Source organism: Aquirufa lenticrescens (genome assembly GCF_019916085.1).
GTDB classification, from domain to species: Bacteria; Bacteroidota; Bacteroidia; order Cytophagales; family Spirosomataceae; genus Aquirufa; species Aquirufa lenticrescens.
The window spans coordinates 1,870,571-1,888,120 of the sequence record NZ_CP049834.1 but is presented as its reverse complement, the minus strand read 5'-3'; the positions used below and the strand labels follow the sequence as shown (position 1 = coordinate 1,888,120).

13 protein-coding genes and 1 tRNA gene are annotated in these 17,550 nt (G+C 42.3%); 2 read left to right on the top strand and 12 right to left on the bottom strand.

Features of this window, described 5'->3' with window-relative positions:
* Nucleotides 1-29: 29 nt before the first annotated feature.
* Nucleotides 30-1,853, top strand: a complete 1,824-nt coding sequence (locus G9X62_RS08400) for a DNA polymerase III subunit gamma/tau (protein ID WP_223130278.1) — start codon at nt 30-32, stop codon at nt 1,851-1,853.
* Here the strand turns inward: G9X62_RS08400 and G9X62_RS08395 are convergent.
* The 10 genes from G9X62_RS08395 to G9X62_RS08350 form a co-directional block, all read right to left on the bottom strand.
* Complete coding sequence (locus G9X62_RS08395) at nt 1,850-3,097, bottom strand: glutamate-5-semialdehyde dehydrogenase (RefSeq protein ID WP_223130277.1); 1,248 nt, start codon at nt 3,095-3,097, stop codon at nt 1,850-1,852. The genes G9X62_RS08400 and G9X62_RS08395 overlap by 4 nt on opposite strands.
* Complete coding sequence (locus G9X62_RS08390; protein ID WP_223130276.1) at nt 3,097-4,749, bottom strand: CotH kinase family protein; 1,653 nt, start codon at nt 4,747-4,749, stop codon at nt 3,097-3,099. Before G9X62_RS08390 ends, G9X62_RS08395 begins: the two co-directional genes overlap by 1 nt.
* Complete coding sequence (locus G9X62_RS08385) at nt 4,750-7,767, bottom strand: BamA/TamA family outer membrane protein (RefSeq protein WP_223130275.1); 3,018 nt, start codon at nt 7,765-7,767, stop codon at nt 4,750-4,752.
* A gap of 34 nt (nt 7,768-7,801) precedes the next feature.
* Complete coding sequence (locus tag G9X62_RS08380; RefSeq protein ID WP_223130274.1) at nt 7,802-8,776, bottom strand: NAD(P)/FAD-dependent oxidoreductase; 975 nt, start codon at nt 8,774-8,776, stop codon at nt 7,802-7,804.
* Nucleotides 8,763-9,449, bottom strand: a complete 687-nt coding sequence (cmk, locus tag G9X62_RS08375; RefSeq protein WP_223130273.1) for a (d)CMP kinase — start codon at nt 9,447-9,449, stop codon at nt 8,763-8,765. Before cmk ends, G9X62_RS08380 begins: the two co-directional genes overlap by 14 nt.
* Nucleotides 9,442-10,134: an alpha/beta fold hydrolase gene (locus G9X62_RS08370; RefSeq protein WP_223130272.1), complete on the bottom strand. Its 693-nt coding sequence runs from the start codon at nt 10,132-10,134 to the stop codon at nt 9,442-9,444. The genes cmk and G9X62_RS08370 overlap by 8 nt, the downstream gene beginning before the upstream one ends.
* 1 nt (nt 10,135) lies before the next feature.
* Nucleotides 10,136-11,380 carry an ATP-dependent Clp protease ATP-binding subunit ClpX gene (gene clpX, locus G9X62_RS08365; protein WP_223130271.1) on the bottom strand — a complete coding sequence of 415 codons (1,245 nt, stop codon included), beginning with the start codon at nt 11,378-11,380 and terminating at the stop codon, nt 10,136-10,138.
* The gene (locus G9X62_RS08360) at nt 11,380-12,087 is read right to left on the bottom strand and encodes a ClpP family protease (protein WP_130896144.1); all 708 of its coding nucleotides are present in this window, start codon (nt 12,085-12,087) and stop codon (nt 11,380-11,382) included. The genes clpX and G9X62_RS08360 overlap by 1 nt, the downstream gene beginning before the upstream one ends.
* Before the next feature lie 135 nt (nt 12,088-12,222).
* Nucleotides 12,223-13,563 (bottom strand): trigger factor, encoded by a 1,341-nt coding sequence (locus G9X62_RS08355; protein ID WP_223130270.1) that lies wholly within the window; start codon nt 13,561-13,563, stop codon nt 12,223-12,225.
* A 69-nt stretch (nt 13,564-13,632) separates the two neighbouring features.
* A tRNA-Leu gene (locus tag G9X62_RS08350) sits at nt 13,633-13,717 on the bottom strand.
* A 185-nt stretch (nt 13,718-13,902) separates the two neighbouring features.
* Here G9X62_RS08350 and G9X62_RS08345 point away from each other — a divergent pair.
* The gene (locus tag G9X62_RS08345) at nt 13,903-15,564 is read left to right on the top strand and encodes a sodium:solute symporter (RefSeq protein WP_223130269.1); all 1,662 of its coding nucleotides are present in this window, start codon (nt 13,903-13,905) and stop codon (nt 15,562-15,564) included.
* Here G9X62_RS08345 and G9X62_RS08340 read toward each other — a convergent pair.
* Together G9X62_RS08340 and G9X62_RS08335 are read right to left on the bottom strand one after the other, a co-directional pair.
* The gene (locus tag G9X62_RS08340) at nt 15,521-16,099 is read right to left on the bottom strand and encodes a peptidylprolyl isomerase (protein WP_223130268.1); all 579 of its coding nucleotides are present in this window, start codon (nt 16,097-16,099) and stop codon (nt 15,521-15,523) included. The two genes, G9X62_RS08345 and G9X62_RS08340, sit on opposite strands and share 44 nt — an antisense overlap.
* A gap of 47 nt (nt 16,100-16,146) precedes the next feature.
* On the bottom strand, nt 16,147-17,355 hold the full coding sequence (locus G9X62_RS08335; protein ID WP_130896140.1) for an MFS transporter: 1,209 nt from the start codon (nt 17,353-17,355) through the stop codon (nt 16,147-16,149).
* Nucleotides 17,356-17,550: the final 195 nt, after the last annotated feature.

Below are 17,550 nucleotides of genomic sequence, written 5' to 3'. Positions count from 1 at the left end.
AATTATCCCTTAAAAAGGTAAATTTGATTATGGAAAATTTTATTGTTTCAGCGCGTAAATACCGCCCTACCCTTTTCGATTCTGTGGTAGGCCAAAGTCACATTACCACCACCTTAAAAAATGCTATCAAGTCCAATCACCTGGCGCAAGCATTCCTTTTTTGTGGCCCGAGAGGGGTCGGTAAAACGACTTGCGCCCGTATTTTAGCCAAGACAATTAATTGCCAAGATTTAGGTGCGGATGGTGAAGCGTGTGGCAAATGTACTTCTTGTCATTCTTTCCAAGAAAATACTTCCTTAACGATTCACGAATTAGATGCCGCTTCGAATAACTCGGTAGAAGATATTCGGAACCTAATCGATCAAGTTCGCTATCCTCCTCAAAACGGTAAATACAAAATTTACATCATTGATGAGGTTCACATGCTTTCGGCAGCAGCCTTCAATGCCTTTTTAAAGACCTTAGAGGAGCCACCTTCCTATGCTATTTTTATTCTAGCGACGACGGAAAAGCACAAGATTTTGCCTACGATTCTATCGCGTTGCCAAATCTTTGACTTCAACCGCATTCAATGGAAAGATATGGCGTCTCACCTTTCTTCGATCGCGGAAAAAGAAGGGATTACAGCGGAACCGGCAGCTTTGGAATTGATTTCCATCAAAGCCGATGGTGGTCTGCGCGATGCACTTTCGATGTTTGACTTAAATGTGACTTTCTCCACGGACAATGCGCTGAGACACGCGGATGTATTGGAAAATTTACACATACTGGACAGCGATTATTACTTCCAATTAACGGATTTCTTCGTGAATCAAAACCACACAGACGCACTCGTTTTATTAGATGAGATTATGCGCAAGGGTTTTGATGGTCAGCAGTTTATTGCCGGCCTATCGGAGCATTTCCGTAATTTGTTATTTGCCAAAGATCCGAAGACGCTTGCCTTAATGGAATTAAGCGAAGAGAATCGGGCGAAATTTCAAGCGCAGTCCGCGAAAACGTCTGCCTCCTTCTTATTATCTGCTATGAACCTTTGCTCTCAATGCGAGATTCATTACAAAGCAGCGAAGAACGCCCGTTTACACGTCGAATTGACCTTATTGAAAATCAACTATTTGCCGTCGGTTTACCAACCTACCGCATCTCAACCTGCGGTGGAGGGTGGCGCCGGAAAAAAGTCTGAGCCTAAACCGATAGCTGCGGCTGCGGTTTCGGCTGCTCCAGTAGCTCCGGCTGAACCCGTTATTCAAGTAGTTTCTACCGAAGCGGCGCCAGTGGCTTCGACACCAGTTCAGGAGACTCCAGTTCAAGCGGCTCCCGTTCAGGAGATCGCTCCCGTTCAAGCAGCCCCCGTTCAAGTTGTATCTGCTGAAACATCCCCTAGACCTACGAGTCACGGATTACGTAGCGCCAAAAAAGTAGTTAGTACTGGTCAAGCCGAACATGCGGCTGAGGTAATTGCGCAGGGAAAAGTTCAAAATGAGCCGTTCACCTACGAAGAACTTCATTTTGTGTGGACTCAAATCGCACAAGGATTCAAACAGGGCAATTTCATCAACAAATATGTGATGATGAACCGTGAGATTAGTCTCATCGATTCTATCATCCATACCAAGGTAGAAGGTGAAGTCCAAATGCAACAGTTTAATGACTCGCTGAAGCTAGAATTAGTAGGCACTTTGCGTGAAAAACTGAAGAATGATACTATCGATATCAGCTTGGATTTGATAGCAGGTGAGGTTTCGGACAAAAAGATGATTTATACGCAATCAGATAAATACGATTTCTTATCTAAAAAGCACCCTATTCTAGTCGAAATGAAGCAACGAATGGGATTAGATCACGAGTTTTAGCGGATTTGGCCCTGACCGATTCCAATCCATTTTTCGGTCACTAATTTCTCTAACGCGAAGGGGCCACGCGCATGTAATTTTTGAGTAGAAATACCTATTTCAGTTCCTAATCCAAATTCTCCTCCATCCGTAAAACGCGTCGAGGCGTTCCAATAAACGGCCGCAGCATCCACGGTTGATAAGAAAAACTGCGCTTCTTTTTCATCACTTGAAACGATTGCCTCTGAGTGTCTAGATGAATAAGACGAAATATGTTCAATGGCTTCAGGCAAATCCTGCACCACCTTAATAGAGCAAGCAAAGTCTAAGAATTCACGACCAAAATCCGATTCCGTTGCCTTTTCTAAAAAGGGATAGGCCACTTCCTCTAACGTGCGATAAGCTGCTGAATCAGCATAAATCTTCACCAAGTGGGCTTTTAAAGGTTCAGCCACTAATGGAAGAAATTCAGCCGCTATCGACTGATGCACTACGATGGTGTCTAATGAATTACAAACAGAGGGACGTGAAACTTTGGCATTCACAACAATGTTAACTGCCATTGCTAGATCAGCCGAGGCTGCCACATAGGTATGGCAAACGCCAGCGCCTGTTTCAATCGTAGGCACCAAAGATTCTTTGCGAACCCGCTGAATTAAGGCTTCAGAACCTCGTGGGATAATCACGTCAATGTACTTAACCGCTGTCAAAAGAGTCGTTACGTGCACACGATCCGTGGGCATCAAATAAACCAAATCCGTCGAAAATCCGTGTTTTTCAAGCGCTAGATGAATCAATTTAACTAAAATGGTATTCGTGTGAAAAGCATCCGATCCACCCCGTAATACCACCGCATTCCCAGAGCGAATGCATAGTGAAGCCACGTCGATGGTTACATTCGGCCGTGATTCAAATATAACACCCACCACTCCAAGCGGCACCGTTATTTTAGACAAGTCAAGTCCATTCGGAAGCATTTTCTTCGATAAAACCTGACCAGTTGGATCTGGTAATTGCATCACAGAAAGGACGCTTAAAGCTAAAGCATCTAATCGATCTTGGGTTAATAGAAGTCGATCTCGCATGGGATGATCGATCGCCATTTGATCTAAATCCTGTTGATTTTCTCGTAAAATTTCCGAAGAATTCACACGAATCAACTCAGCAATACTAGCCAAAACCCTATTCCGAGATTCCCCACTAGCCATCGCTAAAGAGGACGCTGCAAAACGGGTACGTTGAAATTGAGCTAGAATAGATGACATTAACGTGAAATTTTAATTTGCTGGACGGCACTGTCTTCTGTTTTCCAAGATAACAAGTAGGTTCCGGCTTGAAATGCAGATAAATCCAAAGGTTGAATCTGCTCTCCTGACCCAAAATTAGCGTTTTTAGGGGACATAATCATCCGTCCCATCGCATCAGATATAAAATAGGTCACTAAAGAAGGTTTGTCTAAACTAAATTTCCATTGAAAGATTCCTGTCGTGGATGGATTAGGATACACGATGGCTGAGGTGTTTTCCTCGCGAACGGCCAAAATAGGACTATCAAAGACAGCCATTTGAGCATCTAACCAAACTAGACGGCCCTGTATCCAATTTTTCAACCAATTCACTTCATCACTCAAGGTTGCCCCTACATAATAATTTGGCCAGATCTTCTTACCCATTAAAGGGTATTTTTGAAAATTTCTTATCAGAGGATCCTTCAAAACAACCTGCGCCGAATCGATGGTCGCAAAAAGGGTATTCGTATTCAAAAAACTAGAGCGAACTGACTTCCAGCGCGTTGCTAAGGCTTTGCGGAAACTTGCATCTTGAATCAATTTATTCCACCAAAAAGGCACTTGCCAATAATCATTTTTACCCCCATCATTCTCCATCGCCTTGTACACAAAGCCATCTGTCTTCCAACCATTCAAATAATCTGCATTTCCTAAGGCAATATTAAAATCCCAGGCTGGACCCATCTTGATTTTTCCGCCTAAAGATTCTTTGTCTTTATATAGATAAGTACTCAAACGATATCCATCTACGTTTCTAGTGGCTTCATTTAAAATAAAATAATTCACGAAGGAGGAAACGTCCATATAGTCCCGAAAGCTTGCCTTCGGGTCATTCATATCTTCCGTCATTAATTTCTTTTCCCAATTATTAATGTAATCACGGATATAAATCAATTGCTGCTGTGTGATGATGCCGTATTGGGGATATTCAATTTGGAATTCACATTTTTGCGTAGCCGTTATACCAGAAGTATAATTACTTTTCCAAGTGGTAGACGGGGAACCGCTGGTTTTATCAATTTTAAGCAAATAACCACCAGTTACATCATCACCTGAATTTTCGGTGGGATATAAATCCGAGATAGGCACCCGATTCTTACCTTGTTTGACTTTCTCCATTAAGACATATACCCCACGGTATTCATCGTTTATGATGAGCTCCACGAATTTCGCATCACTATGTAATAAACCTAAACGACCCGCTAATTTTTGGGCAATAAAATCGCGCATAAAAGAGCGGTCATTGTAAGAGGCGTTCAATACCCAATCCGTTTCCTCCGGCATTTGAACAAGCGATAATTTCTTTGCTTTAACGCCAGTGGAATCAATCCACAATTCTATACCATAAGGCTTTTTTACTAAACCCGGCAGGAAGTAGAAATCGGCTTGCGAGGTAGATCCTCGGAATTCGACCCCTGCCACAGTGGAGATAGTGGGCGTAGAAGATACTTGATTTAATTGCCCAGGACCATTGTCAAAAACCTCCATTTGAACCGGGATTTTAGGCTCATCCTGGATGACACGTGTTTTCGTATTAAATCGAACAATAGGGAGATTAGAAACGCTTAGACTTTGGCCATAAAAAAGAGAGGGCAACAATAGCAGGAAGAAAATCAGGAGTCTTTTCATCTAAAAATCGTATCCTAAAGTTAAGTAGGTAACTGGAGATTTCACTTCCTTATTTTCTAAACCAAAGGCATAATCGAATTTCACAAAATACCCAAAAACTGTCGCTCGAGCCCCAAAACCATAGCCCATTAAGAATGGATTACGAAAATCAGTAACCGTTGCTTGAAATGGATTGGTCTTACCTCCATACACATTCGTATTAAAGCCATTCGTTTTTGCAAATGGACTGGAGCCAGACCAAGCGGTTCCTATGTCCGTAAAACCCACTAACTGCACAGAATTAAGTACAGATGAGGATTCGATGGCCATTAACGATTTAACAGGCAATCTCAGTTCCATATTCAAGAGCAAATGACTATTACCGCTCAATTTATTCAAGGCAAAGCCACGCAAAGGAGCAATAAAATTACTCATGAAGACATCCCGTTGGGCTAAATTAGCTAATCCTAAAGGGGATTCCTGCGTACGCGTTTCTTGCTTATTAAATAACCAATTCTCCATCCCACCTAGCATGGAGGCTTGCGTCTGAGATCCCATTTGATGGGAGGCTGATAAACGAGTGGCAAAATAAAAGGAATTAGACAGTTTTTTATAATAGCGTGCATCTAAGCCTAATCGCACAAAATCACCCGTATTAACCACCTCTTTATGCGCTTCAGCGAGCAAACTAAACCGGAAACCTGTACGCAGATTTTCTCCAGCAGATACCGTATTATCAAACACATAATTAACCGAAGTCCCCGCATAGCCTGAATAATCTTCTGGATTAGTCAAAGAAAGCTGAGAAAATAAACGGTTTGTCGAATACATCCCCGTAACGGACAAACGGCTCAATAAATTAAAAGGATACGTCGCCGTTAGGGCAAATCGATTAAATCGAATCTTTTGGGATTCAGATTCGGTATCCTGACCTAGTACCTTGCGGTCGTAACGGAAAGTCCAATCTAACTTATTGGCTAAATAACTGTATTCACCCCAAATATCCGTGTTGCGCAAATTAGCGGTTAAAAAAGCACCCGCTTTAAACAGATGATTTTCTAATAAATCATTGGCCTTTAATTCATACCCATAACCCAAGCCCCGAATGGGATCAGATCTGAACTGCCCTTCAGAACTATTCATCACAAAGGTATTCTCATAATCTAAAGGCCCTACTAATTTACCCGGCTCCCTTTTTAAGCGAATACTTTGTTGACGCTCTAATCGAGCACGTCTCGTTTTCTTTGCTAGATCCGTTGATTCGGCGTTTACAGGTTCTACCGCATGTAGGATGACAGGATCTATGATGGTCGGTATCCAAGAAGAATTGGTCAATTCATCCAAACTTGCCCAAGTGTATCGTGCAATTTTATCCGAAAGAATATTACTCTCTTTACTTGAAATTCCCGCTGGCCCAATTTCAAAATTTTCCCAAGCCACGGATCGAACGGCCATTTGTTGAAAGGTAGAGTCACTCCATTGGAAGCGAATGAGTCGATTTCCAGTGTTTTGGGCTTGTAAAAAATAAGCAACCGAGTCCGAACGGAATTGAAAATTAAAGACTTTACCGGAGGTAGAAAACAAGCGAGATGGATTTTCCGGTTCATCTGGATTCCAAATAAATGCGGAGGTAAAAGGAGCTGCAGGAGCTGGCAAAGAATCAATGTAACGATCTGTCAAATACAAAATACGGTTATCAGGTAACCAGTGAGCCTCCGTCTCATCGAATGCATCCTTCGTCACCGGATTTAATCGATTCCGTTTTAAATCATAAATCCCCACATCCACCTGGCCTTTTTCCATGATGCGAACAAGCATTTTAGTTCCATTCGCAGCCATCTTCATGTCTAGATAAGACAGATTAGCAATCTTCTTTTTATCGTCTCCCTTTAGCTTCCCTGACTTTTCCATCGTGAAGGACTGGTACCAGGTATAGCCTTGATCAGAGAATAAGACCGCAAGCGAATTTTTACCATACCAAGAAACGAGTGGACCCTTGCCTTCGGAAATACGATTCACATCTTTCAAACCTGACTGAAGGATAATTTGGGATTTTTTAGCGCCCAACGTGTGAAAATGAACACTGTAGCGACCGGACTCATCACTCACCCACACCTCGTGTAATCCATCCGGGCTTAATCGATAGGAATTCATCGTAGGTGCAGAGGTGGTATATTCTTCCGTTGAGAATACCTTTAGCGAATTCACCTCTAGCTGCTTCGCATCGTTCAAATAATAGTCAAACCAATCCTTTAAGAACTTCGAAAAGGGCTTGCGAATGGTACTCGAAATACTCGATTGCTCACTGCGAATGATACGCGTTAAATTCAAAATATTGCCAATCGATTGCTTTCCATAGGTCGTAGCAATGTAAGCCCAGATCGATTGCCCAAGCAATTCAGCTTCTTTGCCTTTTGCCAAAGGAAGTTTTCGGATCTTGTTTTCGCTGATGATTTGATAGGTAAAGCGACGCATTTCAGGGGAATCACCTCTGGCGATATAGGCTGCCATCCCCTGCACATACCAATCGGATACATTTAATAACAAGGAACTCTGTAAAACGTCCTTCACTGAGCCTCCGTACAATAAATCATGTAAATAAATAGAGGCAACTTGCTTCGTTAATTCTTGCTTAAAGGAGGCTAAATTTTCTTTAAAAGCAATTTCAATGCGAAACTTAGACAGATTCTCCTGTTCCACCTCTTTTGCATTCGCTAAGGAAATTCCACCATTGCTTTGCAACCAGGTTTCGTGATTCGGGTAAATAAATAACTTGATTTTTTGAACAGGCGAATAGGAAATTAGTTCTGTAACGCGAACAAAATCGGATTCTAAATAGGCCAAAGTTGATTTAGCCAACGCCTCATTTTTATCTAAATAATAGACCTCGAAATTAGAGCTGCCTACGTATTTCCAAGCAAATTTCTGGTATTGAATGCGGTGATTTTCTGAAATCCATTGCGACCCTTGTGCTTTGAGCTCTATACTGCCAAAGATCAAGACAAACACTACCGCGATAAAAGAGGTAAAATTGCGCATTAGGTCAAAAGACTTTAAAACCAAATTTACAGATTTAAACGGAAAATAAATGATAAAATCGACGAATTGATGCTTCCGGATGTACAGCGGATTTTCCGAGGATTTCGTCGGTCCACTGTTTGGCAAAATAAGGGCTCAAAGAAACTCCTTTAGAACCAAATCCATTGAAAATACCTGCTTCCTCCTGCGAATGAAATCCCACAAAAGGTCTTCGATCCTGAGTGGCAGGCCTAATACCCGTTTTTTGCTGAACCAATTCAAAATTCTCCACCCCCATTAAGGCTAACTTCTTTGTCAATTCCTCCAATGCCTCCGGAGTCGTCTCGTTCGTAAACTCCTTCCAACCATAGGTGGCCCCCACCTTGAAATACCGAGAACCCAAGGGTACCACAAATCCATTTTTGTTCAAAATATACTCCTCCGATGGCTCATTCGAAGCAATTTCCATCAACTCCCCCTTCGCTGGTAAAAAAGGCAAACATGACCAGAGCGGATTTTTCTGCCCATGAAATCCCTCACAAAAGATCGCCTGACTACCCATGTATTGCGCCTCCTTAAGCAAACCCTTCGAAGCAAAATAGTCGCGAGAAATGCGTAATAATGTAGCAACATCCACCCAACCTGCTTGTTCCACCCAAACACCCTCCGACTCCCAACGTAAAAAATCATGATGTATTTGGTCTTTTCTCTCAACCAACCAGCTCTTCATTTCCTCATTGGCAAAAGGACGAAAAAGGGGCATCGGAAAGAAAAACCGCGCTCCTAGCGTAGCCTCTAATCGTGGATAAAAATCAAATAGATAAGGGAATAATTCATCCGCAAGCCACGTCTGTTCTAATTTCCGACCCGTTACTGGATTGAAAATTCCACCGGCTGCTAGAGAGGAATTAAAATGAGTGGCAGGGGAATCCCAAATCTCAAAGGAAATTCCAGCCTCCAGAAAATGGTGTGCTAAAATGGTGCCAGCTAAACCCTGACCTACAATGATGAGGGGTTTATCGTTTTTCACCTTGCACGCGACGAACGTGATCTAATACGAATTCTACTTGCTCATCCATCGTACGATATGAAGTATCTAAATCGATAGCATCAGCCGCACGCTTCAATGGGCCTTCGCTGCGATTTGAATCAATTTCATCCCGTTTGCGCAAGTTTTCTATAATCTCTTCTAAAGGAAGATCTTCGCCTTTTTGTAAAAGCTCTAATTTGCGGCGTTGAGCACGAATATGCGGCTCAGCCGTCATAAATATCTTCAATTCAGCTTGCGGAAAAACAACCGTTCCTATGTCACGACCATCCATCACAATGCCTTTCTTCTCTCCCATTCGCTGTTGTTGAGCAACCATTGCGTGTCTCACATCTGGGATAGCGGCCACTTGGCTCACTAAATCTGAAATGTACATTTTGCGAATCTCCGCTTCTACATTCTCTCCATTCAAAATCGTATCTGAAGCTTGTTTCGAAGGATTGAATTGAAAGGTGATCTCAACGTGTTTCAACGCTTCTTTTACGGCTTGTAAATTAGCTAAATCTACTTGCTGGCGATGGAAATATAGGGCCACTGCGCGGTACATCGCTCCTGTATCTAAGAAAGCGTAATGCAATGAAGCAGCGACGTGGCGTGCTGTCGTACTTTTTCCACAAGAAGAGAAGCCATCTAAGGCAATGATAATATCAGACATTCACAAATTGATTAATGGCCTCGGCAACCGCTTTTGGCGCTTCGTAAGTTCCTTGGTGACCTACGTTTGGCAAAATTACAACCGATTTCGTTACAAAACGAGTAATTGACTCTGGAGAGATCAAGGCGTCTTTTTCTCCCAAGATAAAAAGGAATGGGATACCTGTTGTTTGAACAAAAATCGTAAAATCGCTACGATCCCTCATCGCTTTAGTAGCTGCAATTAAGCCGGCTGCGGGCAAATTTCGGTATCGTTCTGCTAAAGTTGCTAGGAGATCTGGGGATGCCGAAGCAAATAAATTAGGCAAAAATGGACCTATAAAGAACCCCGTCCCCTTTTTTTCCAGCAAATCTGCTGTTCGATCTCGGTTGATTTTCTTTTCTTCCGTATCTGCCACAAAAGTGGAATGTAACATCACCACTTTCTGGATTCGCTCTGGAAATTGAGACGCCATTTCTAAGGCGATATAACCGCCCATCGAATGGCCTACTAGTATAAAATGACTATCAGAGGGCAGAGAAGAAAGTATTTTACGGGCGTAATCTGCTAACGTGGCACAATCCGTCCATTCCGCATAATCGGGACAAATAACAGGAAATGAAAAAGTATGAAAAGGCAAAAAGTCTTCCCATACTCTTTCATCTTCTCCAAAACCGTGCAAAAATACAAGCTGAGTAGCTGGCATATTAAGCGACCACTTTCATTTGATGGAATACTGTTCTTTCGAACTTGGATTTCGCGTAAGCTAAATCCACCTCAAAGGTCTTCATTTCTGTCTGAGAAGGAATCTCGTACATCGCATCCGTCATGACTGCTTCCATGATGGAACGCAAACCACGAGCCCCTAATTTGTACTGCATGGCCTGCTCGACCATGTATACCAGGGCATCAGGCTGGAAGGATAATTTAACCCCTTCCATCTCGAAAAGCTTCTCGTATTGCTTCACTAACGCATTTTTAGGCTCTGTTAAAATTGATAGCAAAGCTGTTGTATCTAACGGATTCAAATACGTCACCACTGGAAGACGACCTAATAATTCAGGGATTAAGCCAAACGATTTCAAATCTTGGGCCGTCACATACTTCATGATTTGGTCCTTCTCGAACGATTCGTGGAAGGTGTCATCGCCAGAGAAACCGATTGGACGAGAGTTCAAACGCTTCGCAATGTGGCGATCAATGCCATCAAAAGCACCACCGCAAATGAACAAGATGTTCTCGGTGTTGACGGCAATCATTTTTTGGTCCGGATGCTTACGTCCCCCTTGCGGCGGTACATTCACAATGGATCCTTCTAATAATTTTAAAAGCGCTTGCTGAACCCCTTCACCTGAAACATCACGTGTGATGGACGGATTATCTGATTTACGTGCAATTTTATCAATTTCATCGATGAAAACGATGCCACACTCCGCCTTCTCCACGTCATAGTTTGCAGCTTGCAATAGACGGGTTAAAATCGTCTCTACATCCTCTCCTACATAACCTGCTTCCGTAATAACGGTCGCATCGGCGATACAGAAAGGAACTTGTAATTTTTGGGCTAGCGTCCGAGCCAAATACGTTTTTCCCGTTCCGGTCTCCCCTACCATCAAAATATTGGACTTTTCGATCTTCACGTCATCAGTAGATGGAACTTGCATCAAACGCTTGTAGTGATTATAAACCGCTACAGACAAATGCTTTTTTGCTTCCTCTTGACCAATGATGTAGCCATCAAGGTATTCTTTTAAATCCTTCGGTTTCACTAATTCGAAGGAATGTTTTGTACCCGCTTTCGCTGCAGCAGCCACACCCATCTCCTCTTTCACCACCTCATAACCTTGCGTTAAGCAATTATTACAAATGTGGCCATCGATACCAGAAAGCAATAAACCCACCTCGTTTTTAGGACGACCGCAGAAAGAACAACTCGTTTTTTTACTAGCCACTAGACAGTTCTCGTTAAAATCTCATCAATTAAACCATATTCTTTCGCCTCTGCTGCCTTCATCCAATAATCGCGATCTGAATCACGTTCGATATCTTCGAAAGATTTACCTGAGTGTTTTGCTAAGATTTCGTATAATTCTTGGCGAATTTTCACGATTTCACGCGCTGTAATTTCGATATCACGTGATTGACCTTGCGCACCACCGGATGGTTGGTGAATCATCACACGTGCATGCTCTAAAGCAGAACGCTTTCCGGCTGCACCACCCGCTAATAAAACGGCACCCATCGAAGCTGCTAAAGAAGTACAAACTGTCGCAACTTCTGGACGGATGTAATTCATCGTATCGTAGATACCTAAACCAGCGTAAACAGATCCGCCTGGGCTATTGATATACATCACAATGTCTTTTTTGGCATCCGTAGATTCCATAAACAACAATTGTGCCACAATGATATTGGCCATATAATCATCTACCGGAACACCCATAAAGATGATACGATCCATGATTAGACGAGAGAATACATCGATTTGAGCAAAACGCATCGGGCGTTCCTCAATGATGTATTGTGTCATATCTTCGATTTGGTGCATCGGGCGACTGCCGATGTTATTCATATATTGATCAACCGCAAGACCGTTCAAACCTCTGTGGTGAACCGCGTACTTACGAAACTCTTCTGATGATAACTCCTTTGGATACATAGATTTCAATGTTTAAAAATCAAATTTAGACTTTTTTAGAATTTATACTACCTAGAACACAAATATAAGAACCTTTGTTCACAGAAAACCCCGCAATGTGCGGGGCTTCCAAAAAATAGCAGGACAATTTTAAAATTAAAGCGCTGCTGCGATTTCTTTAAACTTGTCTACGTCGATTTTCGTCACTTTGTGAGGAACATTCGCTACGATTGCAGCAGATACTTTGTCTGCGAAAGCTTGGTTGTATAAGTTCATGAAGTTGTCTGACTTCGACTTATCGCTCAAGTAACCCATCGCGATTTTCTCAATCATTTCTTCGATACCTGGCTCGTTAGACGATAAATAACCGCCAAACTGCGCACGTACCATATCTTTTGCTTTCTCTACTACCTCTGGATATTCCACTTTTACGTCGAATTTCTCAGCGATTTCGTTCTTGATTAAGTTCCAACGCATATCTTTCTTCACATTATCAAAATCTTGATCGATTTGCTCTGCTGTGAATTTTCCTTCGTTAATACGGATTAACCAAGTGCGTAAGAATTTCTCTGGTAAGTCAATCTTAACCGCGTCTAAAATAGCTTTCTCGGCGTCAATACGCAATAAGTATTCAGCCTCACGCTTGTAGTTCTCTGTAACGATTGTTTCTACTTGCTCGCGGAATGATTTCTCATCTGTCGCTTTTCCAGCCCCTAAAACTTTGTCAAAAAACGATACGTTTAATTCCGAAGGAACTTGACGTGTGATATCTTCCACTACGAATGAAACTTCACCTGTTAAGTCAGCTACTTCGTCTTCTTTCTTTCCTGTCGCTAAAGCTAAAGCTTTCGCATCTACGAATACTTTATCTATCGCAAATTTCAAGGTATCGTCTTTTTTCGCACCGATGAACACTTTCTTCGACTTATCGTTGATGGCGTGCATTGGGATCGCAGATTTCTCTACCCAGTCACCTTGAGTGAAGGTTCCGAAAACTAAATCACGGTCTTCAACAGCATCTGGATGTGTTTGATCGCCAAATTGCTTCTTCAAGTTTTCAATCGTTTCTTCGATTTCTTTCTTGTCTGCTTTGATTTCGTACGAGTTGATAGCTTTGATTTTGGCCAAATCCACCGTAAAATCTCCGTGGAAACCTAAATCATAGTGGAACGTAAATTCCGTATCTTTTTCCCAGTCGATTGCATCTGCCTCTTCTACAGCTGGCAAAGGCTCACCTACTAGGTTCAATTTATTTTCTTTGATATAATCAGAAACTGCGTGACCTAACAAATGATTGATTTCATCTACTAGCGCAGATTGACCATATAATTTCTTCACAAGCGCCGCAGGAACCATCCCCGGACGGAATCCTTTGATAGATGCTTTTTTGCGATAATCCTTCAATTTAGCCTCTACTTTTTCCGCATAGTCTGCTGGTGAAACTGCCACGGTCAAACGACCTTCTAAATCTCCTGCCTTGTTAAGTGAAATGTTCATTTGTTTTTATTTATAATTAGCCTTTAAAATAAAACCCTCAAAACCTTTTTGGTGTTGAGGGCTTGCCATTGGTACGGGTGAAGGGACTCGAACCCCCATGCCTCGCGGCGCCAGATCCTAAGTCTGGTATGTCTACCAATTCCACCACACCCGCGAATTTGGAGTGCAAAGGTAGTCAGCAATTTTAAAAATTCAAAAGCTTTTAAATATAAATATTGGATTAACTTTGGGCTAAAATAAACCTCCTATGAAATTCAGTCGCTGGTATGTCGCTTTAATGGCTTTCCTCATCGGAGTTATTGCGACATTCATTTATTTAACTGAAACCTTTAAGTAGCTATGCAAGCACTCGATTGGATCGTTTTGTTAGCTACAATTGGTGGAATTGTGGCGTATGGCAGCTGGAAAGGAAAGCAAACAAAGCATTCCTTACAGGGTTTTCTGTTAGCAGATCGAGAACTTCCCTGGTACCATATTTTACTTTCCGTGATGGCCACGCAGGCTTCAGCGATTACCTTCTTATCCGTTCCAGGCCAAGCTTACCACGATGGAATGCGTTTTGTGCAGTTCTACTTAGGTCTACCTATTGCGATGATTATCCTTTCGGTGACCTTCATCCCACATTATTTTTCCTTAAAAGTATATACGGCTTACGAATTTTTAGAGAATCGATTTGATGCCAAAACCCGGGTGCTGACTTCCCTCCTCTTCCTAATCCCGCGTGCCTTATCCACTGGTGTGACCATCGCTGCTCCATCCATTATTCTTTCTACCCTATTAGGTTGGGATTTAACTTGGACAAATGCCGTAACCGCCGCCATCGTCACTACCTATTGTATGCTGGGTGGATCTAAAGCCATTTCCTACACTCAAATGTTGCAAATGGCCGTTGTTCTCGTCGGGATGGTTTTCGTCGGCGTCTATATCATTGCTCAGCTTCCAGACGAAATCGGCGTCAAAGAATCCCTACAGATTGCGGGCAAGATGGGTAAAGTGAATTTGATCGATTGGAAATTCGATTTGAATAACCGCTATAACATTTGGTCTGGGATCATTGGTGGCTTCTTTTTACAGTTGTCGTATTTCGGTACGGACCAAAGCCAAGTAGGCCGCTACTTATCCGGCGTTTCTGCTGGCGAGATCAAAAAAGGTTTATTAATGAACGGTTTCCTCAAGATTCCGATGCAGTTCTTCATCTTGTTAGTGGGTATTTTAGTATTCACCTATTACCAATTTAATGCCCCGCCTACGTTCTTTAATAAGAATACGGAGGCCGTTTGGGCATCAGTACCGGGGCATCAGGTCATTGATCAGGAGAAAGGGGCAATTTTCGAAGCAAAAAAATCCGCCATTTTACAGAAAGATTATTCTCGCCTAAATGACTTAAACAAGCAAGCCGCGGCCACTCAAGAAAAAGCGGTAGCCCTTTTAAAAACAGCAAAACCAGAGACGGAAACCCAAGACACGAACTACATCTTCTTACATTATATTATCAATCAATTACCTATCGGGATTGTAGGTTTCCTCATTGCGATGATTTTACTCTCATCGATGGGATCGATGGCCTCTGCTTTTGGGTCCTTGACTTCTACTTCGATGGTCGATATTTATGAACGATTTATCGCGCCTGATCGTGGAAACCAACATTATTGGTGGATATCGAAACTCATCACCTTAGGCTGGGGGGCACTTTGTTTAGTCGTCGCGACTTTTGCGGTAAATATGGGAAGCCTGATAGAAGTGGTTAATATTCTAGGATCTTGGTTTTATGGTACCATTTTAGGCATTTTCTTGTGTGCCTTTTACCTTCCAAGAACGACGGGGACGCAGGTTTTCATCGCCGCATTGATTGCTGAGGCTTTTGTAATTTATGCTTGGAAAGTAGAATGGATGGCCTTTCTTTGGCTAAACGTATTAGGCTGCTTAATGGTAATGGCAATCGCCCTTCTGTTAAGTCTTATTTGGGGTCCAAAACAGACATCGAAAACCTCACCGGAATAACCGGCTTTTCATCATAAGAACGCTCCTTTTTGATGGAATCAACCACGGCCATACCTTTGGTGACTTTGCCAAAAACCACGTATTTCCGATAAAAACGACGGGCTTGTTCTGAATCTGTCACAATGAAAAACTCGGTGGGTGACGAGGATTGAAGTGGATTCCCCTCATCATATCGGGCCATCGCAATGGTTCCACGCACAGGTCGCAGCTCGTCCAGATACTCCGCCGGAACCAGGTAGTTCAAGCGATCAAAATACTCTCCTCCACCCTGAATTCCGATTTCATACACATTACGGTAGAAATAGCGATCGCTGAAATAGCCCATTTTGACGAGGCGTATAAAGTTCACAGAATGCAAGGGTGTTCGGTCATCTAACTCAAGTTCAAAGTCCCCTAAACGGGTTTCTATCTTTATCTTGCGCTCTGTGTTTTGTGCTGCCTGGGCCTGCAATTCCTCCTTGACTTTGGCAGGATCAATCCGCCAATTAGGCTTGCACGCAAAAATCAAGAAAGCGAATAAGATCAGGTAACGCATAAAAAAAGGGGGCCTTTCGAGCCCCCTAAATTAACTAAAATTCTAGACTAAGCGTGAGATGCTTTCTTTCCGAAGAAATAAAGACCTGCAAATGCCACGATTAAGATCGAAGGGAATAATACCATTTGAGCCATTGTTGCTTGACCTGCAGCTAATGCGACTGCATCACCCGTCATTGTCTTAGCAGCCTCAGCTGTATTTGCATCTAACCAAGAACCGATGATAGGTTGGAAGATTGATGTAGCAAACATACCCATACCACCCATAATCGAAAGGCCAAAAGCACCTGTTAATGGAATGTTTTCTGCTACATAACCGATCATAGTTGGCCAGAAATAGCATACACCTAAGGCGAAGATAATCGCTGAAACGTAGACCATATTACCTGTAGCTCCACTCATTAAGTAAACGCCTACTGCGGTTAAAATAGCTGAAACTAATAACACGCCGCCAGCATCTAATTTGTGAACAATAGGACCTGCGAAGTAACGACCTACGGCCATTAAACCTGTTACGATAGCCAAAATGATCATTGGACTTGCTCCCGCTTGACCCATAATTGGCCCAATCCATTGTTCCGGACCGAATTCCGAGATCGCTGTTAAAGCCATACAAGCTAACATAAACAAGTAAATAGGAGATAACATCGCTTTGAAGTTTTCACCTGTCGAAGCTCCACCTTCTACTTTCGCTACTGGGAATGCTTGACCGTAGAATAAATACGCATAAATAACCGCTGGAACTAAGATAGCTGCGATTTGCAATTGCCAGCCCATGTTGTTGTCCGTCATAAATTGAGACAATAAAGTCGCAATAACGATACCGCCTGGGAACCACATGTGGAAACGGTTTAACATTTTAGTCTTGTCCTTTCCTTCGAACATATCCGAAATCATCGGGTTACAAGCAGCTTCTACTGTACCATTACCGAATCCTACAAAGAAAGTTGATAATAATAGAGTCCAAAAACCACCTGAGAAAATCGTCATAATAAGACCAATCACGTGCGTAAAGAACGCCACCCAAATGATTTTTTTAGGTCCTAACACATTGTACAAAGGGCCACCGATGATCATCGCGATAGGAAAACCTAGGAAAGCCATTTGGTTTACATAACCTAATTGTTCGTTATCCAATTGGAAACTAACACCAAGCTGAGTTAAAACACCTGCACGGATCCCGAAGGCCATAGAAGTGGTGATGAGTGCAAAACAAGACGCCAAAAATAATCGATTGGCATTAACCGTTTGATTCATAATTGTTTGAGTTTAGATAAATAGTTTAGATTGGTAATTCTTAAAAAAATTAAATTCTTCATTGGAAAAATCGTAACAAAAAAACAAAAAGTTTTTCGGATAATGGCATCTAAAGGCAAATATTTTTAGAATTATTCTAAAAAAAGAGGGATTTAGAGGCTAGAAAACCAAATTTTGCTCTATTTTTGTAACATA